Consider the following 20081-nt stretch of genomic DNA (forward strand, 5'->3'; position numbering starts at 1 on the left):
GTTCGATCAGGAGTCTTGATGTCAGCGTCATCCGCTTCCCGCCCGTCCAAACTGGCCGATTACCTCGCCCTGACTCGTCTGGACCGCCCCATCGGCACCTGGCTGCTGATGTGGCCGACCCTCTGGGCCCTGTGGCTGGCGGCCGATGGGCTACCGGACCGCGATATGCTGCTGATCTTCGTGGCTGGCGTCTATCTGATGCGTGCCGCCGGCTGCGTGATCAACGACTACGCGGATCGCCACTGGGACAAGCATGTCGAACGCACCCGGGATCGCCCGCTGACCTCAGGACGCATCACGGAGCGCGAGGCGCTGACCCTGTTCGGTGTGCTGGTCGCGGCCGCCTTCGTGCTGGTGTGCTTCACCAACCTGACCACGGTGCTGCTGTCGATCGTCGCCGTGCTGCTGGCGGCCAGCTATCCGTTCATGAAGCGCTTTCATCATCTGCCGCAGGTGGTGCTGGGTGCCGCCTTCGGCTGGGCGATTCCGATGGCCTTCGCGGCGACGCTTGAGGAGGTGCCGACCTATGGCTGGTGGCTGTTCGCGGCCAATCTGATGTGGACGGTGGCCTACGACACCGCCTATGCGATGGTCGATCGCAATGACGACCTCAAGGTCGGCATCAAGTCCACCGCCGTGCTGTTCGGCCGCGCCGACACGCTGATGATCGGTCTGCTGCAGCTGGGCATGCTGGCGGTGTTGATCGGCATCGGCCTGCACCTGGCGCTGGGCGGCTTCTACTGGCTGGGGCTGGCCGCGGCGGCCGTGACGTTCGTCTGGCAGCAGCGCCTGATTCGCGAGCGGGAGCGTGGCCCCTGCTTCCAGGCATTTCTCAACAACCACTGGTCCGGCCTGCTGATCTTCGCGGGCATCGCGCTGGCGACCTGGCCAGCTGCTTGATCCCTCTTTCCGGCCAACGGGCCCGCGTCCTCATCCGGTCTGCCAGCGATCTTCCTCATGCGGCGAGGCGTGACATTCACGCCTTGAGAGAGTTGAGGGACTCACTGGCAAGCCGGGCGGCAAGCTGCCAAGCTGGCGATTGTCATCTCACTGTCATATAAGCAGGTTGTAATCGTCATCGACTTGTCATTCTGGCGCGTGCGCCGACTGCTGCATGGGATCTAGCGATGAGCTCCAAGACCGTACTGATTGTCGACGACGAATCCTCGATACGCGAGATGATCGCCGTCGCCCTGGAAATGGCGGATTACCGCGTGCTGGAGGCCGACAATGCCCAGGACGCCCACGCCATCGTCGTCGATGAAAAGCCCGATCTGCTGTTGCTGGACTGGATGATGCCCGGCACCAGCGGGCTGGAACTGGCGCGCCGCCTCAAGCGTGACGAGACCACGGCGGAGCTGCCGATCATCCTGCTCACCGCCAAGGGCGAGGAAGACAACAAGATCCAGGGGCTCGAGGCCGGGGCGGACGATTACATCACCAAGCCCTTCTCGCCACGCGAGCTGGTGGCACGCCTCAAGGCCGTGCTGCGCCGCACCACGCCCAAGGGCGTCGAGGAGTCGGTGGAAGTCGAGGGTCTGATGCTCGACCCCGCCAGCCACCGCGTGACCGCACACGGCAACTCCCTGGAGGTCGGCCCCACCGAATACCGCCTGCTGCAGTTCTTCATGACCCATCAGGAGCGCGCCTACACCCGCAGCCAGCTGCTGGATCAGGTCTGGGGCGGCAATGTCTATGTCGAGGAGCGCACCGTGGACGTGCACATTCGTCGTCTGCGCAAGGCGCTGGGCGAGGGGCATCAGCACTTGATCCAGACCGTCCGCGGTACCGGTTATCGCTTCAGCGCCCAGGCCTGAGACGCGGATGCGCTACTGGACGAACGAGCTATGGCGGCTGGGCTATCTGGCGGGCGGCTTCGGGCTGGTCGGCGGACTGCTCGGCCTGCTGGGCTGGGGCCTGGCGCTGGGGCTGGCGCTGTACCTGTTCGTCCATCTCAAGCACCTCAAGAGCCTCTACACCTGGCTGATCACCAACCCCCATGAAGAGCCGCCGCCCGGCGATGGCGTCTGGGGGGATCTGCTCGATCGTCTGTATCGCTACCAGAAGGGTCAGCGTCAGGCACAGGAGCGACTGCGCAGCATCCTCAATCGCATCCAGGAATCCTCGGAAGCGATGCGCGATGGCCTGGTGATGCTCGACAATCACGGCGACATGGAGTGGTGGAACAGCGCTGCCGAGCAGTTGATCGGCCTCAAGGCCAGTCACGACCGCGGCCAGCACGTCACCAACTATCTGCGTGACCCCGTGTTCATCGATTACTTCAATCGGCTGGCCTATCGTGAGCCGCTGACCCTGCAATCGCCGCTCTCCGACAACCTGACCCTGCAGATCTCCATCACCCTGTTCGGTGACAACGAGCGCCTGGTGATGGTGCGCGATGTCACCCGTCTCTACCGTCTCGAGGAAATGCGCCGCGATTTCGTGGCCAATGTCTCCCATGAGCTGCGCACGCCGCTGACGGTACTGGCCGGCTACCTCGAGACCTATTCCGACTATGCCGATGACCTGCCCCCGCGCTGGCAGCGTGGCCTGGGACAGATGCAGAGTCAGACCGACCGCATGCAGCACCTCGTCGAGGATCTGCTGACCCTGTCGCGCCTGGAGACCGACGAGCTGTCGGGCGAAGGACGTCGCATCGACATGGCGCAGCTGCTGACGCGTATCCGGGAAGATGCCGAAGGCCTCTCGAAGGAGCGGCATGTCATCACGGTGGAGGTCGAGCCCGGACTGGCCCTGATGGGTGAGGAGCAGGAGCTGAGAAGCGCGATCTCGAATCTGGTCTTCAATGCGGTGCGTTACACGCCGGAAGACTGCCACATCACGCTGCGCTGCCAGAGCACCAGCGAGGGCGTGATGGTCGAGGTGGAGGATGACGGTGACGGCATTGATCCCGTGCATCTACCGCGCCTGACGGAGCGCTTCTATCGCATCGACAAGGGACGCAGCACCGCCACTGGTGGCACCGGGCTGGGGCTGGCCATCGTCAAGCATGTGCTGATCCGCCATCAGGGCCGCCTGGAGATCGACAGCCTGCCCGGCGAGGGCGCACGCTTCCGTTGTCATTTCCCGGTGGAACGCCGCTGCGCGACGACTGCCTGACGGTTGCAGCCCCACTGACACGAACGCCCCGCCGCGCCCTCTGCATGAGGTCACGGCGGGGCGTCGTGGTATCTGCGTTCGTCAACGCTCGCGATAAAGCCTGGCTCAGCGGCGCGGTGCAGGCAGCTGTCGGTAGTGGCTCTGCCACATCAGGACGGCACCCGCCACGGCCCCGGGAATGAACAGCAGGTTGGCCAAGGGCACCAGCGTCAGCACGAACACGGCACCACCGAAGGTCAGTGACGGCCACCAGCGCGCCTTGAGACGCTGCTTCATGTCACCGAAGCTGACCTGATGGTTGTCCATCGGATAGTCCAGATACTGGATCGCCATGCTCCAGGCCGAGAACAGCCCCCACAGCAGCGGTGAGAGCAGATTCAGGCCCGGAATGAAGCCGAGAATGAACAGCGCGATCATGCGGGGAATGAAGTAACCCAGTTTGGCCATCTCGCGCCCCAGCGAGTCGATCCCGATCTTCACCAGGCCACGCTCATCCTCGATCAAGGTGCCATCCAGTCGATGCTCGACCTTCTCGGCCAGAATGCCGTAGAACGGCGCCGCGATCAGATTGGTCACCAGGCTGAAGGTGAAGAACACCGCCAGCAACAGACTCAGCACCAGCACCGGCCAGATCAACCAGCTCAGCCATTCCAGCCAGCTGGGCACCTTGAGCATCCAGTAATCGATCCAGCCCTCGAACTGGCTGAACAACAGCCACAGCGTGGCACTGTAGAGCACCAGGTTGATCGCCAGTGGTACGAACACGAAACGGCGTAGCCCGGGGGTATAGACCATGCGGGTCCCGCGGACCAGCGCCGATACGGCATCAATCATGCGACGTCCTCGTCATCTCGTGAAAGGCGGCTGCCCTCAGGCGGCCGGAGCCACACCCTAGCACTACCACCCGCCCCACGCAGCTGTCGGCGCATCGAATGGCAGACGCCCCGCACTCCGTCGGCGGGACAGAGGCGGGGCGTCATCGGCAGACAGGCGTCAGGCCCCGGGGAAGGGGCCTGCACGTCAGGGCTTGTCGAGATCCTGCGGCTGGAGGTCATGGGTGTCGGTGTGACGCACGTCCACGCCCTTGACCAGGAAGATGACGTACTCGGCGAGGTTGTCGGCGTGATCCCCGATACGCTCCAGCGCACGCAGAATCCACATCACGTTGAGCACCGGGGTGATCTGGCGCGCGTCTTCCATCATGAAGGTCATCAGCGAACGCATCGCACTCTGGTATTCCAGGTCCACCGAGGCGTCCTCACGCAGTACCTTGAGCGCCAGATCCGTGTCGAAGCGGGCGAAGGCGGTCAGCGAGTCACGCACCATGCTGCGCACATGCTGACTGAGGTGACGCACCTCGACCATGCCACGCGGGCTCTGGCCGTTCTCGACCAGCGAGATGGCATTGCGCGCGATCTTGCTGGATTCATCGCCGATACGCTCCAGATCCGAGGTGGCGCGAATCACGGCCAGCACCAGACGCAGATCGGAGGCCGCCGGCTGACGGCGCGCCAGCACGCGGGTGCACTCGTCATCGATCTTCAGCTGCATGTCGTTGACGGCCTTGTCATTGTCACGCACGCGTGTCGCCGTCTCGCTGTCACCCTCCAGCAGGGCCGTGACGGCATCCTGCAGCTGCTTCTCCACCAGACCGCCCATGGCCAGCAGGTGTGTCTTCAGCGCATCCAGCTCGTGATTGAACTGCTGGGATATGTGCTTGCCGTGCGAATCGCTGGTGATATCCATTACCCTCTCCCGGGAAGTCATCCGCCGAGGCAGGCGGTCTCTGACATGTGGCATTGATGTAGAAGCGCTGCAGCAGGGTCTGGCGCAGGCGGCTCCCTCCTAGCATGACGCCTCTTGATTGCAGTTATATTTCACTCGAGCGCCGGGACGCCAATCGAATCTCGCGCCGCGCTGAAATATCCACGACGCGATGGCCCATCCGCCAATGTCCCGCGCGAGACACGTGTCAGCCACCTGCAGTGCCGCTTTGGTGATCTCACCCGAAACGACCGGTGATGTAGTCCTCGGTCTGGCGACGACGCGGATTGGTGAACAGCTGATCGGTCGGGGCATATTCCACCAGCTGCCCTTCATGCAGAAAGGCCGTGGCATCCGAGACACGTGCTGCCTGCTGCATGTTGTGGGTGACGATGACCAACGTCAGGCGTGAGCGCAGCGAGCGGATCAGCTCCTCGATCTTGAGCGTCGAGATCGGGTCCAGCGCCGAGGCTGGCTCATCCAGCAGCAGGACTTCCGGCTCCACCGCCAGCGTGCGCGCGATCACCAGGCGCTGCTGCTGGCCACCGGAAAGCCCCAGCGCGCTGTCGAACAGCCGGTCCTTCACTTCCTCCCACAGCGCCGCGGCCCGCAGACAGGATTCGACCTTGTCATCCAGATGGCGCTTGTCATTCTCGCCGACCAGCCGCAGCCCGAAGGCCACGTTCTCGTAGACCGACATCGGAAAGGGGTTGGGCGTCTGGAACACCATGCCGACGCGCCGGCGCAGCATGGGGACATCCACGCCCCGGGCATGGATGTCCTCGCCTTCCAGCCAGACCTTGCCACTCAGGCGTGACTGCTCATCGAGATCGGTCATGCGATTGAAGGTGCGCAGCAGGCTCGACTTGCCACATCCCGAGGGGCCGATGAAAGCCGTCACGCGCTTGCGCGCGATGCGCAGGCTGATGTCGTCAAGCGCACGCCGCCGGTGGCGCTCCTTGCCCACCTGCGCCTGATAATCGAGGCACAGGTGGCGGGTTTCCAGGCACGTGTCCTGCGGATTGACGACCTCGGGGTGCTGCGAGCTCGACTGGACGCTCTCACGTGCAGAGTCACGCTTCATTCGGTGGCTCCCTTGTAACGTTGTGCCAGCATGTGACGCAGGCGAATGGCACTCAGATTGAGGCACAGGATCACGACCACCAGCACCAGCGCGGTCGCGTAGACCAGCGGGCGACTGCTGAAGGCATCGCTGCTCTGGAAGGCCAGATCATAGACCTGATGGCCGAGGTGCATGAACTTGCGATCCAGATGCAGCCACGGGAAGCTGTCATCCAGCGGCAGGTCCGGTGCCAGCTTGACCACGCCGACCAGCATCAAGGGCGCGACCTCGCCTGCCGCACGCGCCACCGCCAGAATCAGCCCGGTCATCAAGGCCGGAGATGCCGCGGGTATCACCACGCGCCTGAGGGTCTCGAAGCGCGTGGCACCCAGTGCCAGCGCGCCTTCGCGCAGACGATGCGGCACCCGCGCCAGCCCCTCCTCCGTGGCCACGATCACCACCGGCAGCGTCAGCAGCGCCAGCGTCAGCGATGCCCACAGCAATCCGCCGGTGCCGAAGGTGGGGGTGGGCAGACGCTCGGAAAAGAACAGTTCATCCAGGCCGGCCCCCAGCCCGTAGACGAAGAACCCCAGCCCGAAGACCCCATAGACGATGGAAGGCACGCCGGCGAGATTGCGCAGCGCGATGCGGGTCAGTCGCGTGAGACGCCCCTGATGCGCGACCTCGTGCAGATAGAGGGCCGCCATCACGCCGAAGGGCATCACCAGAATCGCCATCAGCACCACCATCAGCACGGTACCGAAGATGGCGGGCCAGATGCCGCCACTGCCTTCATTGGGCGAGCCGGAGACGAAGTCGCGAAAGCGCTCCAGCGTCAGCAACAGTCGTCCGCCAAAGCCCATGGCATTCGGCTGCCAGACATGACGGATGTCATTCAGCGCGATGCGCCCCTCATGACCGCCATTGCCCCCGAGCAGCAGCTGGCCGGCGTCCAGGGCTCCCCGGAGGGCCAGCAGTTGCCCCTCACGGGTGATCAGTGCCTCGCGTGTCGTCTCGAGCTCCGCGATCAAGGAGGCATCCGCCTCGTCCTGCGTCGTGACAGGCCCTTGTCGAGCGGACAGTTGCTGCTGCAAGGCCAGCAGGCGCGCGCTCAAGGCCTCGCTGTCAGCGCGCAGTGCCGCCAGCTGACGGCGCTGCCCCTCAAGCGCCGCCAGCCGCGCATGCAGTGCCTCGGCATTCTGGTGCAGTGAAGGAGTCGGTGCCCCCGGGACCGCACTGTCGGAGGAGAGCTGCGGAGAATGATCCAGCTCACCGGTGAGCGGATCACTCAGCGCTCTGGCCATGCCATACAGCACTCGCCCGTCGCGCATTTCCAGCATCAGCGCCTGGCGAGGAAAGCGGATATTCTCCATCAGGGTATCCGGCAGCCACTGCCAGCTCGCCGAGGCCCCATCCTGAGAGGAGGTCTGCAGCAGCCACCAGCGCTGCGACTGTCGCTCACGTTGCTGATCACCGGTGTCCGCTGCCGAGGGACGCAGCTCCTCATGCATCAATTCGCCCAGCAGATGACGGTTGTCCGCCGCCGGCTCGCCACGGGTGGTCTTGAGCGCCGTGACGCTCTGCCCCGGCTGGGTGGTGAGTTCGACCTCGACCAGCCGTGAGGGCCAGAAGTGACTGAGCGAGCCCACCACCAGCAGGCTGATCAGCCCCAGCACCAGTACCAGCGAGACACTGACCGCCATGGCATTCAGCCAGCCCCAGGGGCCACCATCACGCCAGTAACGCGCCAGACGCGCCGTCACAGGCTCACGAGGTCTGAGCAACGAGGACGGCGGTACCGCATCAGGACGACTCATCCCCAGCCTCCACGTTGCGGCGGCATGAAGCGCAGGCGCAGCACTTCCGCCAGCGTATTGACCACGAAGGTGAAGAGGAACAAGGCCAGCGCGGCAAGGAACAGCAGGCGGTAATGGCTGCTGCCGACCTCGGCTTCCGGCAACTCGATCGCCAGGGTCGCCGCCAGTGAGCGCACTCCCTCGAACAGGCTGGCATCCACCAGCGGCGTGTTGCCGGCGACCATCAACACGATCATCGTCTCGCCCACGGCGCGCCCCATGCCGATCATCATCGCGGAGAACAGCCCGACGGCGGCAGCCGGCAGGATCACGCGGCGCAGACTCTGCCAGGGCGTCGCCCCCAGTGCCGCGGACCCCGCCGCCAGTCCTCGAGGGACTGAGGACAGCGCATCCTCACTGAGCGTGAAGAGTGTCGGCATCACCGCCAGCCCCAGCGCCATACCGGTCACCAGGGTATTGCGCTGGGCGTAATCGATGCCGTGATGGGCAAACAGCCATTGACGGATGTCGCCCTCGAACCACCAGGCTTCCAGTTGATGAGCCAGCGTCACATCCAGCCACAGCAGCAGCATCAGCAGCGGCAACAGCCCGAAGGCGGCCATGTTTTCCGGCATCAGACTGCGCAGTGCGCGCGGCGACAGGGTCCACACGAAACCGGCCACCATGGTGCCCAGCGGAATCAGTACCAGCCCCAGCAGCACGGCCATCAATTCACGCTCGACGAAGGGCGCGACCACCAGCGCCGCGATGAAGCCGATCACCACCGTGGGCAAGGCCTCCATCATCTCCAGCATCGGCTTGATGCGCGCCCGCTGGCGCGGGGCCATGAAACAGGCCACATGGATGGCACAGCCCAGTCCCAACGGCACGGCAAACAGCAGGCCGACCAACGCGACCTTGAGCGTCCCCCACATGATGGGTACCAGCGACAGGCGGGGTTCATGGGCACCGGTGCTCTCCAGCTGCCAGATCCAGGCCGGTGCGTCACGCCCCTCATACCAGACCTTGCCGAAGATCGCGCCAAGCCCCACGACCTGATGCGGATCACGGATCTCGAGACCCGCATAGGCCTGTTCAAGAGCCCCAAGGCCACCTGCCACGGACGTTGGCCGTGCCAGCAGACGACGATCCGCCTGCTGGAAGCTCAACTCGACTCCTGCCGCCACCTGTGCGGGTGACAGCCAGTCCACCAGCTGCCGACGACGCTCGGCCGTGGCGAGATACAGCCCGAGTCGGCCATCCGCGTCGAGTGCCGCGAAGCCCAACCCATGATGTGCCGCGGCGATGGTTCTCACCGGGGCCGACAGGCCACTGTCGAAGTCTCCCGCCTTGATCAGCGGGCTGGCATGCGCGGGCAGCAGGTAATGACTCAGTCCACCGCCGGCATCCCCCAGGATCAGGCTCTTGCCGCCGCGCAGGACACTCAGGGCGGTGATCGGCTGGGCAGCATGCTCCTGCCGGCCCAGCTTGCGGGCCAGAGGTACCTGGCCGGCGGACGCATCGTTCAACTGCCATTGAGTGAAGGCATGCGGCCCTGCCGTGACCAGCAACTGCCCCTCCAGGGCCGAAAGGCTGGCCGGGCCGGGCAGCCATTGCTGCTGCCAGCTGCCTTGCGGCGTGGTCGAGGCCAGTCTTGCCAGCCACAGGCGCTCACCTTGTCGGTCGGGCATGCGCAGCCATAGCTGCTGTCGGCTCTGCGTGAGGTGAGCCTGCCGATGATCCAGTCCCTCGGGTACCTGGAGGGAACTCGATCGACGCAGACCGTCATCGGTGTGCTGGATCAGCTGCAACCGGTTGCCGGCCAGCCACTCGATCCGCCACTCGTCCATGTCCGCGGCGCGAGTGTCCAATGCTCGAGATTCCAGTACCTGCGAGCTGCTCGGCGTCGTGCCGGGCGGTTTGAGCAGCGGCCATGACACGCTGATCAGATAGCCGAGCATCACCACCACCAGCGCCATCACGCCAAGACCGGCAACCGTCAGCCACAGGCTTGCCAGGCGATCGCGACGCAGACGGCGAGATTGCATTCGTGAGGCTTCAGCAGCAGCCGGCATGAATATTCACCACAAGAGAAGAAGCGCGCGGGGAGGGATCACTCCCGCGAGCGAAAGATGGGGTCTGCCTCAAGATTATGTCCATGAGATGACAGCGAGATGACAAGCGTACTCAGAGACCCTCGCCCTCATCCAGCCCCAGACGTTCACGCCACTGGTTCAGCTGATCGTCCGGTAACGGTACATAGCCTTCCCGCAGGATGGCCTGTTGTCCCTGACGCGACATGATCAACGACAGGAACGCCTGCTCCAATGACGGCAGCGGCTTGTCTGGCACGCGATTGACGTAAATGTACAGGGCGCGTGTCAGCGGGTAACGCCCGTCGCGGATACTGGCCCGACTCGGAAATATCGCCATGCTGCCGGCGTCACGACTCACCGACAGCTGTTTGACCATGGGAGATGAAGTGCTGAAGCTGGCGTAGCCGATCCCGCCCGGCGAGGAGCCCACGGCGCCGATGATCGACGCCGACCCCGGTTGCTCGCTCACGTCCAGCCGGAAGTCGCCGCCACACAGGGCGACACGCCGGAAGGCACCGTAGGTCCCGGAGGTGGCACTGCGCCCGAAGCGGCTGATCTGACGCTCAGCCCAGTCTCCCGACAGCCCCAGTTGCCCCCACCGATCGGCCCGCTGACTGCCACACTCATGACTGGCCGAGAAGATGGCATCGAGCTGCGCGATGCTGATCGACTCCAGCGGATTGCGGCGATGCACGAGGATGCCCATGGCATCCAGCGCCACGGGGACTTCCAATGGCGGATACCCGAATGCCCGGATGAAGTCCTGGCGCTCCTGATCGCTCATCGGCCGTGACATCAGCCCCACCCGTGTGGTGCCGGCAATCAGGGCAGGCGGCGCCGTCGAGGACCCCGCTGCCTGCAACTGGACCCGCACCCCTGGATGGTAGCGACGCAGCTGAGCCGCCCACCGCGTCACCAGCACCGAGAGGGTATCGGAGCCCACGGCCGTCAGGTTGCCGACGACCCCCGGCACGGGGCGATATTCAGGTACCTCGGCAAACGCGGGCACGACCGGCATCAGCAGGCAGGCCAGCAACGCAAGGCGACTCGAGAGCCAACGGGGACGACGCAAGGATGCGATGAAGAACATGACGATTTCAGGCCTGAAAGATGAATGATCCGCTCATTGGCGGTGATGACTATCGCGTTGTTCCTTCAACCCCTGCCACTCCTTCAATACCACTTCCCTGCGTGAGGCTGCCTCACCAGCGGCATTGCTGCGCCGAGTATCCTTCATTGCAACGTTGAGGCACGAGACCATCATGCTGCAATGCAAGAAAATTCCCGCTGCAACGCCTGCCGAGAGAGGACATCCCTTCCACTGGCAGAGTAGGATACCGGACATGAGATGCCATTCATGAGCCACTGCCCGCTCGGGCTCTCCTTCCATCGCCACTGGGCAAACCGCCGACGCCAGTGCCCCCTGAAGACATAACAACAAGACAGCGAGTGACGACATGCAAGCCCTGGATGATGCCCCGGTGCCGAACGGCACGCTGACGCTCAAGCTGATCGCTCAGCGTCACGATACCAATCTTTATGGCGATATCAGCGGTGGCTGGTTGATGCATCGCATGGATGAGGCCTGCGAACTGGCCGCCGGCCGTGTGGCCAACGGACGGACTGCCACCGTCGCCGTGGAGGGCCTCGACTTTCTCTCACCGGTGCGCGTCGGCTCGGTGGTCAATATCTTCACGCACGTCACGGAAGTCGGACGCAGCTCGGTACGGCTCACGGTCGAGGTCTGGATTCGGCCGCCTCAGGAGCGCAACCATCGTGCGCTGACCAAGGTGACCGAGGCCAACTACGTGATGGTGGCCCTGGACGACAATGGCCGAATCCGCGCGGTGCCGGAACAGGGCAACGACGAGGAAAGTGTCTGACGTGATGGACACCGCCATTCATGAAGAAGCCGCCCCGAGGGGCGGCTTCTTCATTTCCCACCAGAGCCCGCCTGACACTGCCTGACGAGCGAGTCGCGATGTCCCCACACACAGCGGCGGGCGGTCACCTCAGCTCTCGCCCAGCACCCGGGCACGCGCATCAAGGAAGCCCTGTTCACCGATGCGCGTCCAGGGGGCGACCTGCTGCTGGAAGGCACGGTAGGACTCGTAGACACGCCTGGCGTCCTCATCCTTGGCGATGAACTCGTCCAGCACCTCGTTGGACGCCTTGAACAGCGCCGCGTAGACATCCTGCGGAAATTCGCGCAGCTCAACGCCATGTTCCTCGACCAGCGAGGTCAGGGCGGTGGCATTGCGCAGCGCGAATTCATCCACCATCGCATGATTGGCAATCCTGGCTGCCTGGATCACCACCTGCTGGAGGTCTTCCGGCAACGCCTGCCAGGCCTCGAGATTGACGGTGCCTTCGAGAATGGCGGAGGGCTCGTTCCAGGCCGGGGAGTAGTAATACTTGGCCACCTGATGCAGACCGAAGGCCAGATCATTGTAGGGACCGACCCAGTCGGTGGCGTCGATCACACCGGTCTCCATCGCAGTGAAGATCTCGCTGCCCGGCAGATTCACCGCACTGGCACCGATGCGGTTCATCACTTCACCCGCGAGCCCCGGCAGGCGGATCTTCAGGCCTTTCATGTCCGAGAGACTGTTCACTTCCTTGTTGAACCAGCCGGCCATCTGGGTGCCGGTATTGCCCACCGCCAGCGGCTTGAGGTTGTGACGCGCGTAGATCTCGTCCCACAGCTTCATGCCATCGCCGTGATACAGCCAGGCGTTGGTCTCGGTGGTATTCATGCCGAAGGGCACGGCGGTGAAGAACTGGGCGGCAGGTACCTTGCCCTTCCAGTAATAGGACGCCGAGTGGCCCATCTGGGCTGTCCCGGAAGACACGGCGTCGAAGACTTCCAAAGCCGGCACCATCTCACCGGCCCCATAGACCTTGACCTGAAGACGACCACCGGAAAGCTTCCCGATCAGGCTGGCGAACTCATTGGCACCGGTGCCCAGTGCCGGGAAGTTCTTCGGCCAGGAGGTCACCATCTTCCAGTGGATGGTTTCCTCCTCGGCGGCATTGGCCGTGGAGACGAAAGGTGCAGCGGCGAGACCGGCAGCACCGGCCCCCAGAGCAGAGAGAAAACGGCGGCGTTGCATGGGGCGTTCCTTGTTCGAGTTGTGGGCAATGCATGACGCGGCATCAAGACAGCAGATTATCTGCCACTATGCCGCGACCCATGGATGGCCCACAACTGCACCAAGGCCGTAATGGCGCACGAATACCGCGCCCCCTGCACCGCTTTTCACTTCTCGCCAGCGCCTGCTGTCAGCGCCTCATGCCTGCGTCTGCCATCAATGCAGGATCAGCTGAGTACTTCCAGCTTGGCGAAACCCAGCACCAGCCACTTGTCGCCTTCGCCCTCGAAGCTGATCTGGACACGCGCGCGCTCGCCCTGGCCTTCGGCGTTGATGACCACGCCCTCGCCGAACAGCGGATGACGCACCAGGCTGCCGAGCGACAGCGCCGGCATGTCGCCATTGGCCTCGACACTCTCCTGACGCGGCCCGGAGGGGCGACGATTCGGCGTGGCACGCTGGGTCGAGACCGGACGCGAGACCTGGCCACGCAGGCGCACTTCCTCCAGCAGCTCTTCCGGCAGCTCACGCAGGAAGCGCGACGGTCGCTGGAAGGTCTCCTTGCCGTGCATGCGCCGCAGCTCGGCGTAGGTCAGGTAGAGGCGCTGCATGGCGCGGGTGACACCGACGTAGCACAGGCGACGCTCTTCCTCGAGGCGCCCCGGCTCCTCCAGTGACATCTTGTGCGGGAACAGCCCTTCCTCGACCCCGGCGACGAACACCACCGGGAATTCGAGCCCCTTGGCGGAGTGCAGCGTCATCATCTGTACGCATTCCTCGCCTTCGGCGGCTTCATGATCACCGGCATCCAGCGCGGCTTCGGCGAGGAAGGGCTCCAGCGCCTCGGCCCCTTCGCTGGGGGCTTCCGGGTCCATGCGCTCGCCCTGACTGAAGGCACGACAGGCGTTGACCAGCTCGGCAAGGTTCTCGAGACGCGCCTGGCCCTTCTCGCCCTTCTCGGCGGCGTGGTGCTCGCGCAGGCCGGAGACGTGGATGACGTGCTCGACCAGCTCATGCAGCGCCATGCCGGCGGTGTCGTTGTCGAGGCCATCGATGATGTCGGCGAAGGCACGCACGGCGGTGGCGGCGCGCCCCTTGAGGGCGCCGTCGGAAACCGCATCGCTCATCGCCTGCCACATGGTCAGGTTGCCGTAGCGCGCACGCTCGCGCAGCTGCTCGACGGTGCGCATGCCGATGCCACGCGCCGGCACGTTGATCACGCGCTCCAGGGCGGCATCGTCCTCGCGGTTGTTCATCAGACGCAGGTAGGCGAGCGCGTTCTTGATCTCGAGACGCTCATAGAAACGCTGGCCGCCATAGATGCGATACGGCATGCCCTGGCGGATCAGCGTCTCCTCCAGCACGCGTGACTGGGCGTTGGAGCGATACAGGATCGCGATCTCGTCGCGACTGTAACCATGCTCATTGACCAGTTCGCGGATGGTATCGGCGATGTAGCGCGATTCGTCGATGTCGTTGAAGCCGGCATAGACCCGAATCCGCTCGCCACGGCCGCTGTCGGTCCACAGCTCCTTGCCCATGCGCCCGCCGTTGTGGCTGATCAGGGCGTTGGCAGCCTCCAGGATGGCGCTGGAGGAGCGGTAGTTCTGCTCCAGACGCACCACACGGGTATTGGCGAATTCCTCGGTGAAGCGCTGGATGTTCTCGACCCGCGCGCCACGCCAGCCGTAGATGGACTGGTCATCATCGCCGACCACGGTCATGCACTCGCGATCGCCGGCCAGCAGCTTCAGCCAGGCGTACTGCAGGGTATTGGTATCCTGGAACTCGTCGACCAGCAGGTGGGCGAAGCGCTCGCGGTAATGCGCCAGCAGATGCGGCGTATCGCGCAGCAGCTCCAGCGAGCGCAGCAGCAGCTCACCGAAATCGACCAGGCCGCCGCGTTCACAGGCGAGCTGATAGAGCTCGTACATCTCGACCATCTTGCCCATGTAGGCATCGCCATGGGTCTGCACCTGATGGGCGCGCAGACCTTCCTCCTTGCAGCCGGCGATGAAGTACTGGACCTGCTTGGGCGGCCAGCGCTCATCATCGACGTTGTGCTCCTTGAGCAGCCGCTTGACCATGCGCAGCTGGTCATCACTGTCGATGATCTGGAAGTGCTCGGGCAGGCGCGCCTCCTGCCAGTGGGTGCGCAGTAGACGGTGACTGATGGAGTGGAAGGTGCCGACCCACATGTGGCGCAGGCTGCTGCCATTGAGCGCCTCGAGACGCGTGCGCATCTCCCGCGAGGCCTTGTTGGTGAAGGTCACCGACAGGATGGCGTAGGGCGAGAACTGATATTGGTCCATCAGCCAGGCGATGCGGTGAACCAGCACGCGGGTCTTGCCGGAACCGGCCCCCGCCAGTACCAGCATGTTGCCCGGCGGCGCGGACACGGCCTCACGCTGATGCGTGTTGAGGTGATCGAGGAGGGGCGATTCGGACATGCAGGGCTCACCACAGGGCAGAGGAGTCGAGGAGCGGAGCAGCATGAGATTCACTGCCCCTGTTCAGGCATCCACCTTATCACAGCGGCCTGCCTTGCTCTTCCTTGCCTTGTGCACCCCTGATGGTTGATCCCTGTCGGGCAATATCCTGCTGGCGAGTGCTGAGTGACGAGAACTCAGTGGGTATCGAAATCGTGGTCGTCGATGCGCAGGGTGGCGAGGCTCTTCTTGACCGCTTCCAGTTGCTCCTTGAGCTTGGGCCCACGCGCCTTGGCGACACCGACCGCCAGCGTATCGACGATCACCAGGTGCGCGATGCGTGAGCTCATCGGCGTATAGATCTCGGTATCTTCGTGCACATCGATATGCAGCGGCAGCGTGACCTCATCCGCCAGCGGCGAGCCGCTGGGACACAGGCCGATGACGGTCGCGCCGGCATCCCGTGCCAGACGCACGCTGGCGATCAGCGCCTTGGTGCGTCCGGTCTGGGAGATGGCGACCACCACGTCGCGCGGCCCCAGCGTCACCGCTGACATGTTCTGCATGTGCGGGTCGGTGTAGGCGGCAGTGGAGATCTGCAGACGAAAGAACTTGTGCTGGGCATCGTGGGCCACGGCACCCGAGGCGCCATAGCCGTAGAACTCGACCCGGCTGGCGGAGGCCAGCGAGTGGATGGCACGTGCGACGGCTTCGGCATCCAGACGGTCACGCACTGACAGCAGCGTGCCGATGGTGGAATCGAACAGCGAGTGAGAGAACTCCGCCACGCTGTCGGAGTCATTCATCGAGAACTGGGCGAACTGGGTGCCCGTGGCCAGGCGTTGCGCCAGCTGGAGCTTGAAGTCCTGGAAGCCGGCAAAGCCCATCGCACGACAGAAGCGCACTACCGTCGGTTCACTGACCGAGGATTCACTGGCCAGATCGACGATCCGCATGTGAATCACCTCCTCCGGATGGCGGAGGACGTAACGGGCAACCTTCTGTTCAGAGCGGCGGAAATTCTCCATCCGGCTCCTCAGGTCGTCGAAGATGGCATGACTCACGGCACACTCCTTGCAGACTTCATGGGCATGCCTGAGCTTACGACATCCCCCGGGGGGTGTCGCCATCACAGGCGGTCTATGGTCACAATTTTGTCAAGTGAGCTATAGTAAAACGGTGTGGCGCCAGTGAAAGCCCACATCCTTTGGATGCCATGGAGGTCGAATCATGCGTAATTCAGAGCAGGTAGATACGCTCAAGAACGAGCTTCTCGATATTTTCATGACCCTCGGTGCCGACGAACATCAGGCCCGCAAGAAACAAAGCGCAGTCCGCCACCTCCGCGCCAGACGCGGAATCGAAATGCACAACGAAATCAAGCGCCTGAGCGAGGATTTAAGCGACATCGAAGTGCTGGAAACGGAAAGCGATATCGATACCCACTGATTCTCGGGCGGGGAGCGATACGTCTCCCCGCCGAGCAGTCCCCATCTCCCTGCCAGCTCAGGGACTAGGGCTTCTGTCTTCCTTGCCGCCATCTCTGATGAGCATGGTCAGCCCCCCTCGCGACATTTTCTTCTGCCTTCGGGCCCTCAGCCTTCATTTCCCTCTGCAACGACTCTGCCTTCTGCCGCGCGCTCGCCACGGTGTCACTCTCGATCGTCCTTCATCTGCACCGACATTCTCTGCCTCATTGTCATGTCATCGCCCAGGACGATGCACCAACAGGGTGCAAGTACACACCGACATGAACGTGACGCCCGCCATCTCCCACACTGAGCATCGAGTCGCCGCCTGGGTGTCGTGCACGGGCCATCTCGGCCAGAAACGCAAGAGGCTCGCCGGATAGGCGAGCCTCTTGTCGTTCTTCAATGCCGTCAGATCCGTGCTGACAGAACATCAGGACAGCCTGAAGAGTGGGGCCGGGATTACAGGCTGGAGGCGAAGACCACCACCACGCCGATCGGGGCGATGAAGCGCGCCACGAAGCTCCACAGCTTGAAGGCCGAGTCGCTCATGTTGAGCTGACTGCGCACTTCATCACGCCCCATGAACCAGCCGACGAAGACGATGGTCGCCAGGCCGGTCAGCGGCAGCATCAGCTTGCTGGTCGCGTAATCAAGCAGGTCGAAGATGGTCATGCCCTCGAACTTGGCGAACATGCCCAGCGGCGCCACATCACTCCACAGATTGAAGGACAGGATGGTGGCGATCCCCAGCAGCCAGGTCGCGATCCCCGCCACCCAGGCAGAGGCCACGCGTGACATCGGCGTCTTCTCTTCCAGCCATTCGACGATGGGTTCCAGCAGCGAGATGCCTGAGGTCCAGGCCGCGAAGACCAGCAGCACGAAGAACACCACGCCGAACACTTCTCCGCCCGGCATGTGGCCGAAGGCCAGCGGCAGGGTCTGGAAGATCAGGCCCGGGCCCGCAGCGGCGTCGAGACCATTGGAGAACACCACCGGGAAGATGGCCAGCCCCGCCAGCAGAGCGATGACGGTATCCAGCACCACCACGATCAGCGCGGTACGCCCGATGTTGACGTCATCGGAGAGATAGGAGCCGTAGGCCATCATGATGCCCATGCCCAATGACAGGGTGAAGAAGGCATGCCCCATCGCCGCCAGCACGCCATCCTTGTCGAGCTTGGAGAAGTCCGGTGTCAGCAGCCAGGCAGCCGCTTCGGCGAAGCCATCAGTGGTCGCCGCATACCCGACCAGCATGACCAGCATGACCGCCAGCAGCGGCATCAGGATCTTGGCGGCACGCTCCAGACCACCCGCGACGCCCCCGGCCACGACCAGGATCACCATCAGCATGAAGGCACTGTGCCAGGCCAGCAGGGTGGTCGGGTCGCCCAGCAGACCACCGAACAGACTGCCTGCCGTGTCAGAGGTCAGGCTTTCGAAGCTGCCACTGGCGGCGTCAGCGATGAAGGCCAGTGCCCAGCCACCGATGACACTGTAGAAGGACAGGATCAGATAGGCGCCGAGCACACCGGCCACCCCGATCAACACCCAGGCGGGGCTACGCTTGAGGCGCGCACTGATGTGACTCATGGTCGAGATCGGGTTCTTCTGTCCCAGGCGGCCCAGCAGCCACTCGGACATCAGGATCGGCAGACCGATCAACAGAATGCAGACCAGATAGACAAGAACGAAGGCACCGCCGCCGCTCTCACCGGTCATGTACGGGAATTTCCAGATGTTGCCCAGTCCGACGGAGGAACCGACGGCGGCCAGGGTGAAGGCCAGGCGAGAAGACCACTGAGCGTGGGAATGCGGTTTGGATGACATGTGAGTCCCTGATTCGTCGCGATGATGCCAGCCACGGGTAGCGGCCTGTGGCATCTTGTTGTGCTTGTTGCATCATGCTGGCGAGACGGAAGGATGAACCGTGGCCGACAGGATGGCGTCGCAGGATCACTGCTGTGGTGCATCTGGCCGTCATCATGGCCGGATAGGCCCGTATGACAGACAGACTGGTGTCGATAGACACGCCGGAATGGACACGCTGCCCGCCCCGGTAAATATCGCCGTGGTAACGACAATAGGTAGGTAAAGTTACTCGATTGACCCGATATCTACCAGCAAGCCACCCTCAGACCATCGCCTCACGATAGAAAACAGCGACTGAGGCCGGCAGGTCACTTCCCCCGTCCCGCAAGACACTGAAGCGCGACAGGCAGCGGATGGCGCTAGAAGAGACGTCCTTGTCCTTCCCCGGGGAAGGCACCGATCAATGGCCGATCAAGCCGCTCCAGCACCTGATTGGCCAGACGACGCGCCAAGGCCGGAGCCGCCTTGTTGTCAGGAGTATGCACAAACAGGAAAGGGCTTTTCCCCTGACTTATCCACAGGGAAAGGCGTTCCACCCAGGGCTGGAAGAAGGCCAGATTGGTCGCGTCGTCATGATGCCCGATGAAGCGGACCAGCGGTTGGCGTGCGCTGGAGAACACATGCAATGGGCGATGCGGCTTTTCCGAGCGTGCCACGGCAAGCCCTGGATGCGCGGTATCAGGGCCACTGAAGAGTGGACGGACATCCAGCATCACGCGATCGACTCCGTGACTTATCAACAAGCGATTCAACTGTCGTTCCACCGAGCCCTTGGCAAAGAAACTCGGGGCACGGGGCTCCACGGCCCAATCAAGGCCAGCACCCTCGACATGCGCGAAGAATTGCGCAAGACGCGGGAGTACCTCCTCCCCGAGGTCGCGTGGCAGCTGGATCATGATCGGCCCCATGCGCGACTTAAGCGGCGCAAGCCGCGCCAGGAATTCCGCCAGCTCCTCCTCGATTCCCTGAAGCCTCAACTCATGGGTCAGTCGTCCCGGCAACTTGAAGCAGAAGCGGAAGTGCTCGGGCGCCTGGCGGGCCCAGCTGGCCACGGCGCTCTCCGGCGGCAGAGCATAGAAGCTGGTATTGCCTTCGACACAGTCGAAGACCTGCGCGTAATCCGCCAGATGCTCGCGCGGGCCACTGCCCGGCAGCAGGCTGCCGCGCCAGTCATCGTTGGCCCACATCGCGAGCCCGAGATGAAGATGCCCCGCCTCGCAAGCTCTGTCATGGCCCGCAGCGTGCGGAACATTCGTCTCCGTCGGTGCGGAGGATGCATGAAAATGGTGCATGAAGGCGCCATAGCTAGAGGAATGTGAGGGTCAAAGGCCCAATACACCGAATAATATCGTCTGCTAGAGCGACGTAAGCACAATAAAA

16 protein-coding genes are annotated in these 20081 nt (G+C 63.7%); 5 read left to right on the forward strand and 11 right to left on the reverse strand.

What is annotated here, in order from left to right:
- Window positions 1-18 precede the first annotated feature (18 nt).
- The 3 genes from ubiA (at window position 19) to phoR (ending at window position 3120) form a co-directional block, all read left to right on the forward strand.
- Entirely contained in the window at window positions 19-900 is an 882-nt protein-coding gene (gene ubiA, locus QD228_RS10140; protein WP_279875499.1) for a 4-hydroxybenzoate octaprenyltransferase, read from the forward strand.
- Window positions 901-1127: 227 nt separating this feature from the next.
- Window positions 1128-1817, forward strand: a complete 690-nt coding sequence (gene phoB, locus QD228_RS10145; protein ID WP_077379851.1) for a phosphate regulon transcriptional regulator PhoB — start codon at window positions 1128-1130, stop codon at window positions 1815-1817.
- A gap of 7 nt (window positions 1818-1824) precedes the next feature.
- Entirely contained in the window at window positions 1825-3120 is a 1296-nt protein-coding gene (phoR, locus tag QD228_RS10150; RefSeq protein WP_279855721.1) for a phosphate regulon sensor histidine kinase PhoR, read from the forward strand.
- Window positions 3121-3225: 105 nt separating this feature from the next.
- On the opposite strand, the gene cysZ is transcribed toward phoR, so the two are convergent.
- From cysZ to QD228_RS10180, 6 genes are all read right to left on the reverse strand, one after another.
- A complete protein-coding gene (gene cysZ, locus QD228_RS10155) occupies window positions 3226-3954 on the reverse strand; it encodes a sulfate transporter CysZ (RefSeq protein ID WP_084207711.1) in 729 nt (242 codons plus the stop codon).
- A gap of 186 nt (window positions 3955-4140) precedes the next feature.
- Complete coding sequence (gene phoU, locus QD228_RS10160) at window positions 4141-4866, reverse strand: phosphate signaling complex protein PhoU (protein ID WP_077379844.1); 726 nt, start codon at window positions 4864-4866, stop codon at window positions 4141-4143.
- Window positions 4867-5122: 256 nt separating this feature from the next.
- The gene (gene pstB / locus QD228_RS10165; RefSeq protein WP_077379842.1) at window positions 5123-5968 is read right to left on the reverse strand and encodes a phosphate ABC transporter ATP-binding protein PstB; all 846 of its coding nucleotides are present in this window, start codon (window positions 5966-5968) and stop codon (window positions 5123-5125) included.
- A complete protein-coding gene (gene pstA, locus QD228_RS10170) occupies window positions 5965-7764 on the reverse strand; it encodes a phosphate ABC transporter permease PstA (protein WP_084207710.1) in 1800 nt (599 codons plus the stop codon). The genes pstB and pstA overlap by 4 nt, the downstream gene beginning before the upstream one ends.
- Window positions 7761-9791 (reverse strand): ABC transporter permease subunit, encoded by a 2031-nt coding sequence (locus QD228_RS10175; RefSeq protein ID WP_279875500.1) that lies wholly within the window; start codon window positions 9789-9791, stop codon window positions 7761-7763. Before QD228_RS10175 ends, pstA begins: the two co-directional genes overlap by 4 nt.
- A gap of 139 nt (window positions 9792-9930) precedes the next feature.
- Window positions 9931-10929, reverse strand: coding sequence for a phosphate ABC transporter substrate-binding protein (locus tag QD228_RS10180; protein ID WP_176493840.1), 999 nt, complete (start codon window positions 10927-10929; stop codon window positions 9931-9933).
- A 367-nt stretch (window positions 10930-11296) separates the two neighbouring features.
- On the opposite strand from QD228_RS10180, the gene QD228_RS10185 reads away from it, so the two are divergent.
- Window positions 11297-11722 carry an acyl-CoA thioesterase gene (locus QD228_RS10185; RefSeq protein WP_077379833.1) on the forward strand — a complete coding sequence of 142 codons (426 nt, stop codon included), beginning with the start codon at window positions 11297-11299 and terminating at the stop codon, window positions 11720-11722.
- A 129-nt stretch (window positions 11723-11851) separates the two neighbouring features.
- On the opposite strand, the gene QD228_RS10190 is transcribed toward QD228_RS10185, so the two are convergent.
- From QD228_RS10190 to hexR, 3 genes are all read right to left on the reverse strand, one after another.
- Entirely contained in the window at window positions 11852-12952 is a 1101-nt protein-coding gene (locus tag QD228_RS10190; RefSeq protein ID WP_077379831.1) for a TRAP transporter substrate-binding protein, read from the reverse strand.
- A gap of 206 nt (window positions 12953-13158) precedes the next feature.
- Window positions 13159-15381, reverse strand: coding sequence for a DNA helicase II (gene uvrD, locus QD228_RS10195; RefSeq protein ID WP_084209565.1), 2223 nt, complete (start codon window positions 15379-15381; stop codon window positions 13159-13161).
- Between the two features lie 176 nt (window positions 15382-15557).
- Window positions 15558-16424, reverse strand: coding sequence for a transcriptional regulator HexR (gene hexR / locus QD228_RS10200; protein ID WP_043331730.1), 867 nt, complete (start codon window positions 16422-16424; stop codon window positions 15558-15560).
- A 166-nt stretch (window positions 16425-16590) separates the two neighbouring features.
- On the opposite strand from hexR, the gene QD228_RS10205 reads away from it, so the two are divergent.
- Window positions 16591-16809, forward strand: a complete 219-nt coding sequence (locus tag QD228_RS10205; protein ID WP_077379827.1) for a hypothetical protein — start codon at window positions 16591-16593, stop codon at window positions 16807-16809.
- A gap of 482 nt (window positions 16810-17291) precedes the next feature.
- On the opposite strand, the gene QD228_RS10210 is transcribed toward QD228_RS10205, so the two are convergent.
- Both QD228_RS10210 and QD228_RS10215 read right to left on the reverse strand, forming a co-directional pair.
- The gene (locus QD228_RS10210) at window positions 17292-18659 is read right to left on the reverse strand and encodes a sodium-dependent transporter (RefSeq protein ID WP_077379825.1); all 1368 of its coding nucleotides are present in this window, start codon (window positions 18657-18659) and stop codon (window positions 17292-17294) included.
- 401 nt (window positions 18660-19060) lie between these two features.
- Entirely contained in the window at window positions 19061-19888 is an 828-nt protein-coding gene (locus tag QD228_RS10215) for a DUF72 domain-containing protein (RefSeq protein WP_240704349.1), read from the reverse strand.
- Between the last annotated feature and the right edge of the window lie 193 nt (window positions 19889-20081).

The organism is Cobetia sp. 3AK (assembly GCF_029846335.1).
In the GTDB taxonomy this organism is placed as follows: domain Bacteria; phylum Pseudomonadota; class Gammaproteobacteria; order Pseudomonadales; family Halomonadaceae; genus Cobetia; species Cobetia marina.

Excerpts from the sequence above, each read along its gene's own strand:
- ubiA (WP_279875499.1), top strand. The coding sequence starts at position 19 with ATGTCAGCGTCATCCGCTTCCCGCCCGTCCAAACTGGCCGATTACCTC.
- phoB (WP_077379851.1), top strand. The coding sequence starts at position 1,128 with ATGAGCTCCAAGACCGTACTGATTGTCGACGACGAATCCTCGATACGC.
- phoR (WP_279855721.1), top strand. The coding sequence starts at position 1,825 with ATGCGCTACTGGACGAACGAGCTATGGCGGCTGGGCTATCTGGCGGGC.
- cysZ (WP_084207711.1), bottom strand. The coding sequence starts at position 3,954 with ATGATTGATGCCGTATCGGCGCTGGTCCGCGGGACCCGCATGGTCTAT.
- phoU (WP_077379844.1), bottom strand. The coding sequence starts at position 4,866 with ATGGATATCACCAGCGATTCGCACGGCAAGCACATATCCCAGCAGTTC.
- pstB (WP_077379842.1), bottom strand. The coding sequence starts at position 5,968 with ATGAAGCGTGACTCTGCACGTGAGAGCGTCCAGTCGAGCTCGCAGCAC.
- pstA (WP_084207710.1), bottom strand. The coding sequence starts at position 7,764 with ATGAGTCGTCCTGATGCGGTACCGCCGTCCTCGTTGCTCAGACCTCGT.
- QD228_RS10175 (WP_279875500.1), bottom strand. The coding sequence starts at position 9,791 with ATGCAATCTCGCCGTCTGCGTCGCGATCGCCTGGCAAGCCTGTGGCTG.
- QD228_RS10180 (WP_176493840.1), bottom strand. The coding sequence starts at position 10,929 with ATGTTCTTCATCGCATCCTTGCGTCGTCCCCGTTGGCTCTCGAGTCGC.
- QD228_RS10185 (WP_077379833.1), top strand. The coding sequence starts at position 11,297 with ATGCAAGCCCTGGATGATGCCCCGGTGCCGAACGGCACGCTGACGCTC.
- QD228_RS10190 (WP_077379831.1), bottom strand. The coding sequence starts at position 12,952 with ATGCAACGCCGCCGTTTTCTCTCTGCTCTGGGGGCCGGTGCTGCCGGT.
- uvrD (WP_084209565.1), bottom strand. The coding sequence starts at position 15,381 with ATGTCCGAATCGCCCCTCCTCGATCACCTCAACACGCATCAGCGTGAG.
- QD228_RS10205 (WP_077379827.1), top strand. The coding sequence starts at position 16,591 with ATGCGTAATTCAGAGCAGGTAGATACGCTCAAGAACGAGCTTCTCGAT.
- QD228_RS10210 (WP_077379825.1), bottom strand. The coding sequence starts at position 18,659 with ATGTCATCCAAACCGCATTCCCACGCTCAGTGGTCTTCTCGCCTGGCC.
- QD228_RS10215 (WP_240704349.1), bottom strand. The coding sequence starts at position 19,888 with ATGTGGGCCAACGATGACTGGCGCGGCAGCCTGCTGCCGGGCAGTGGC.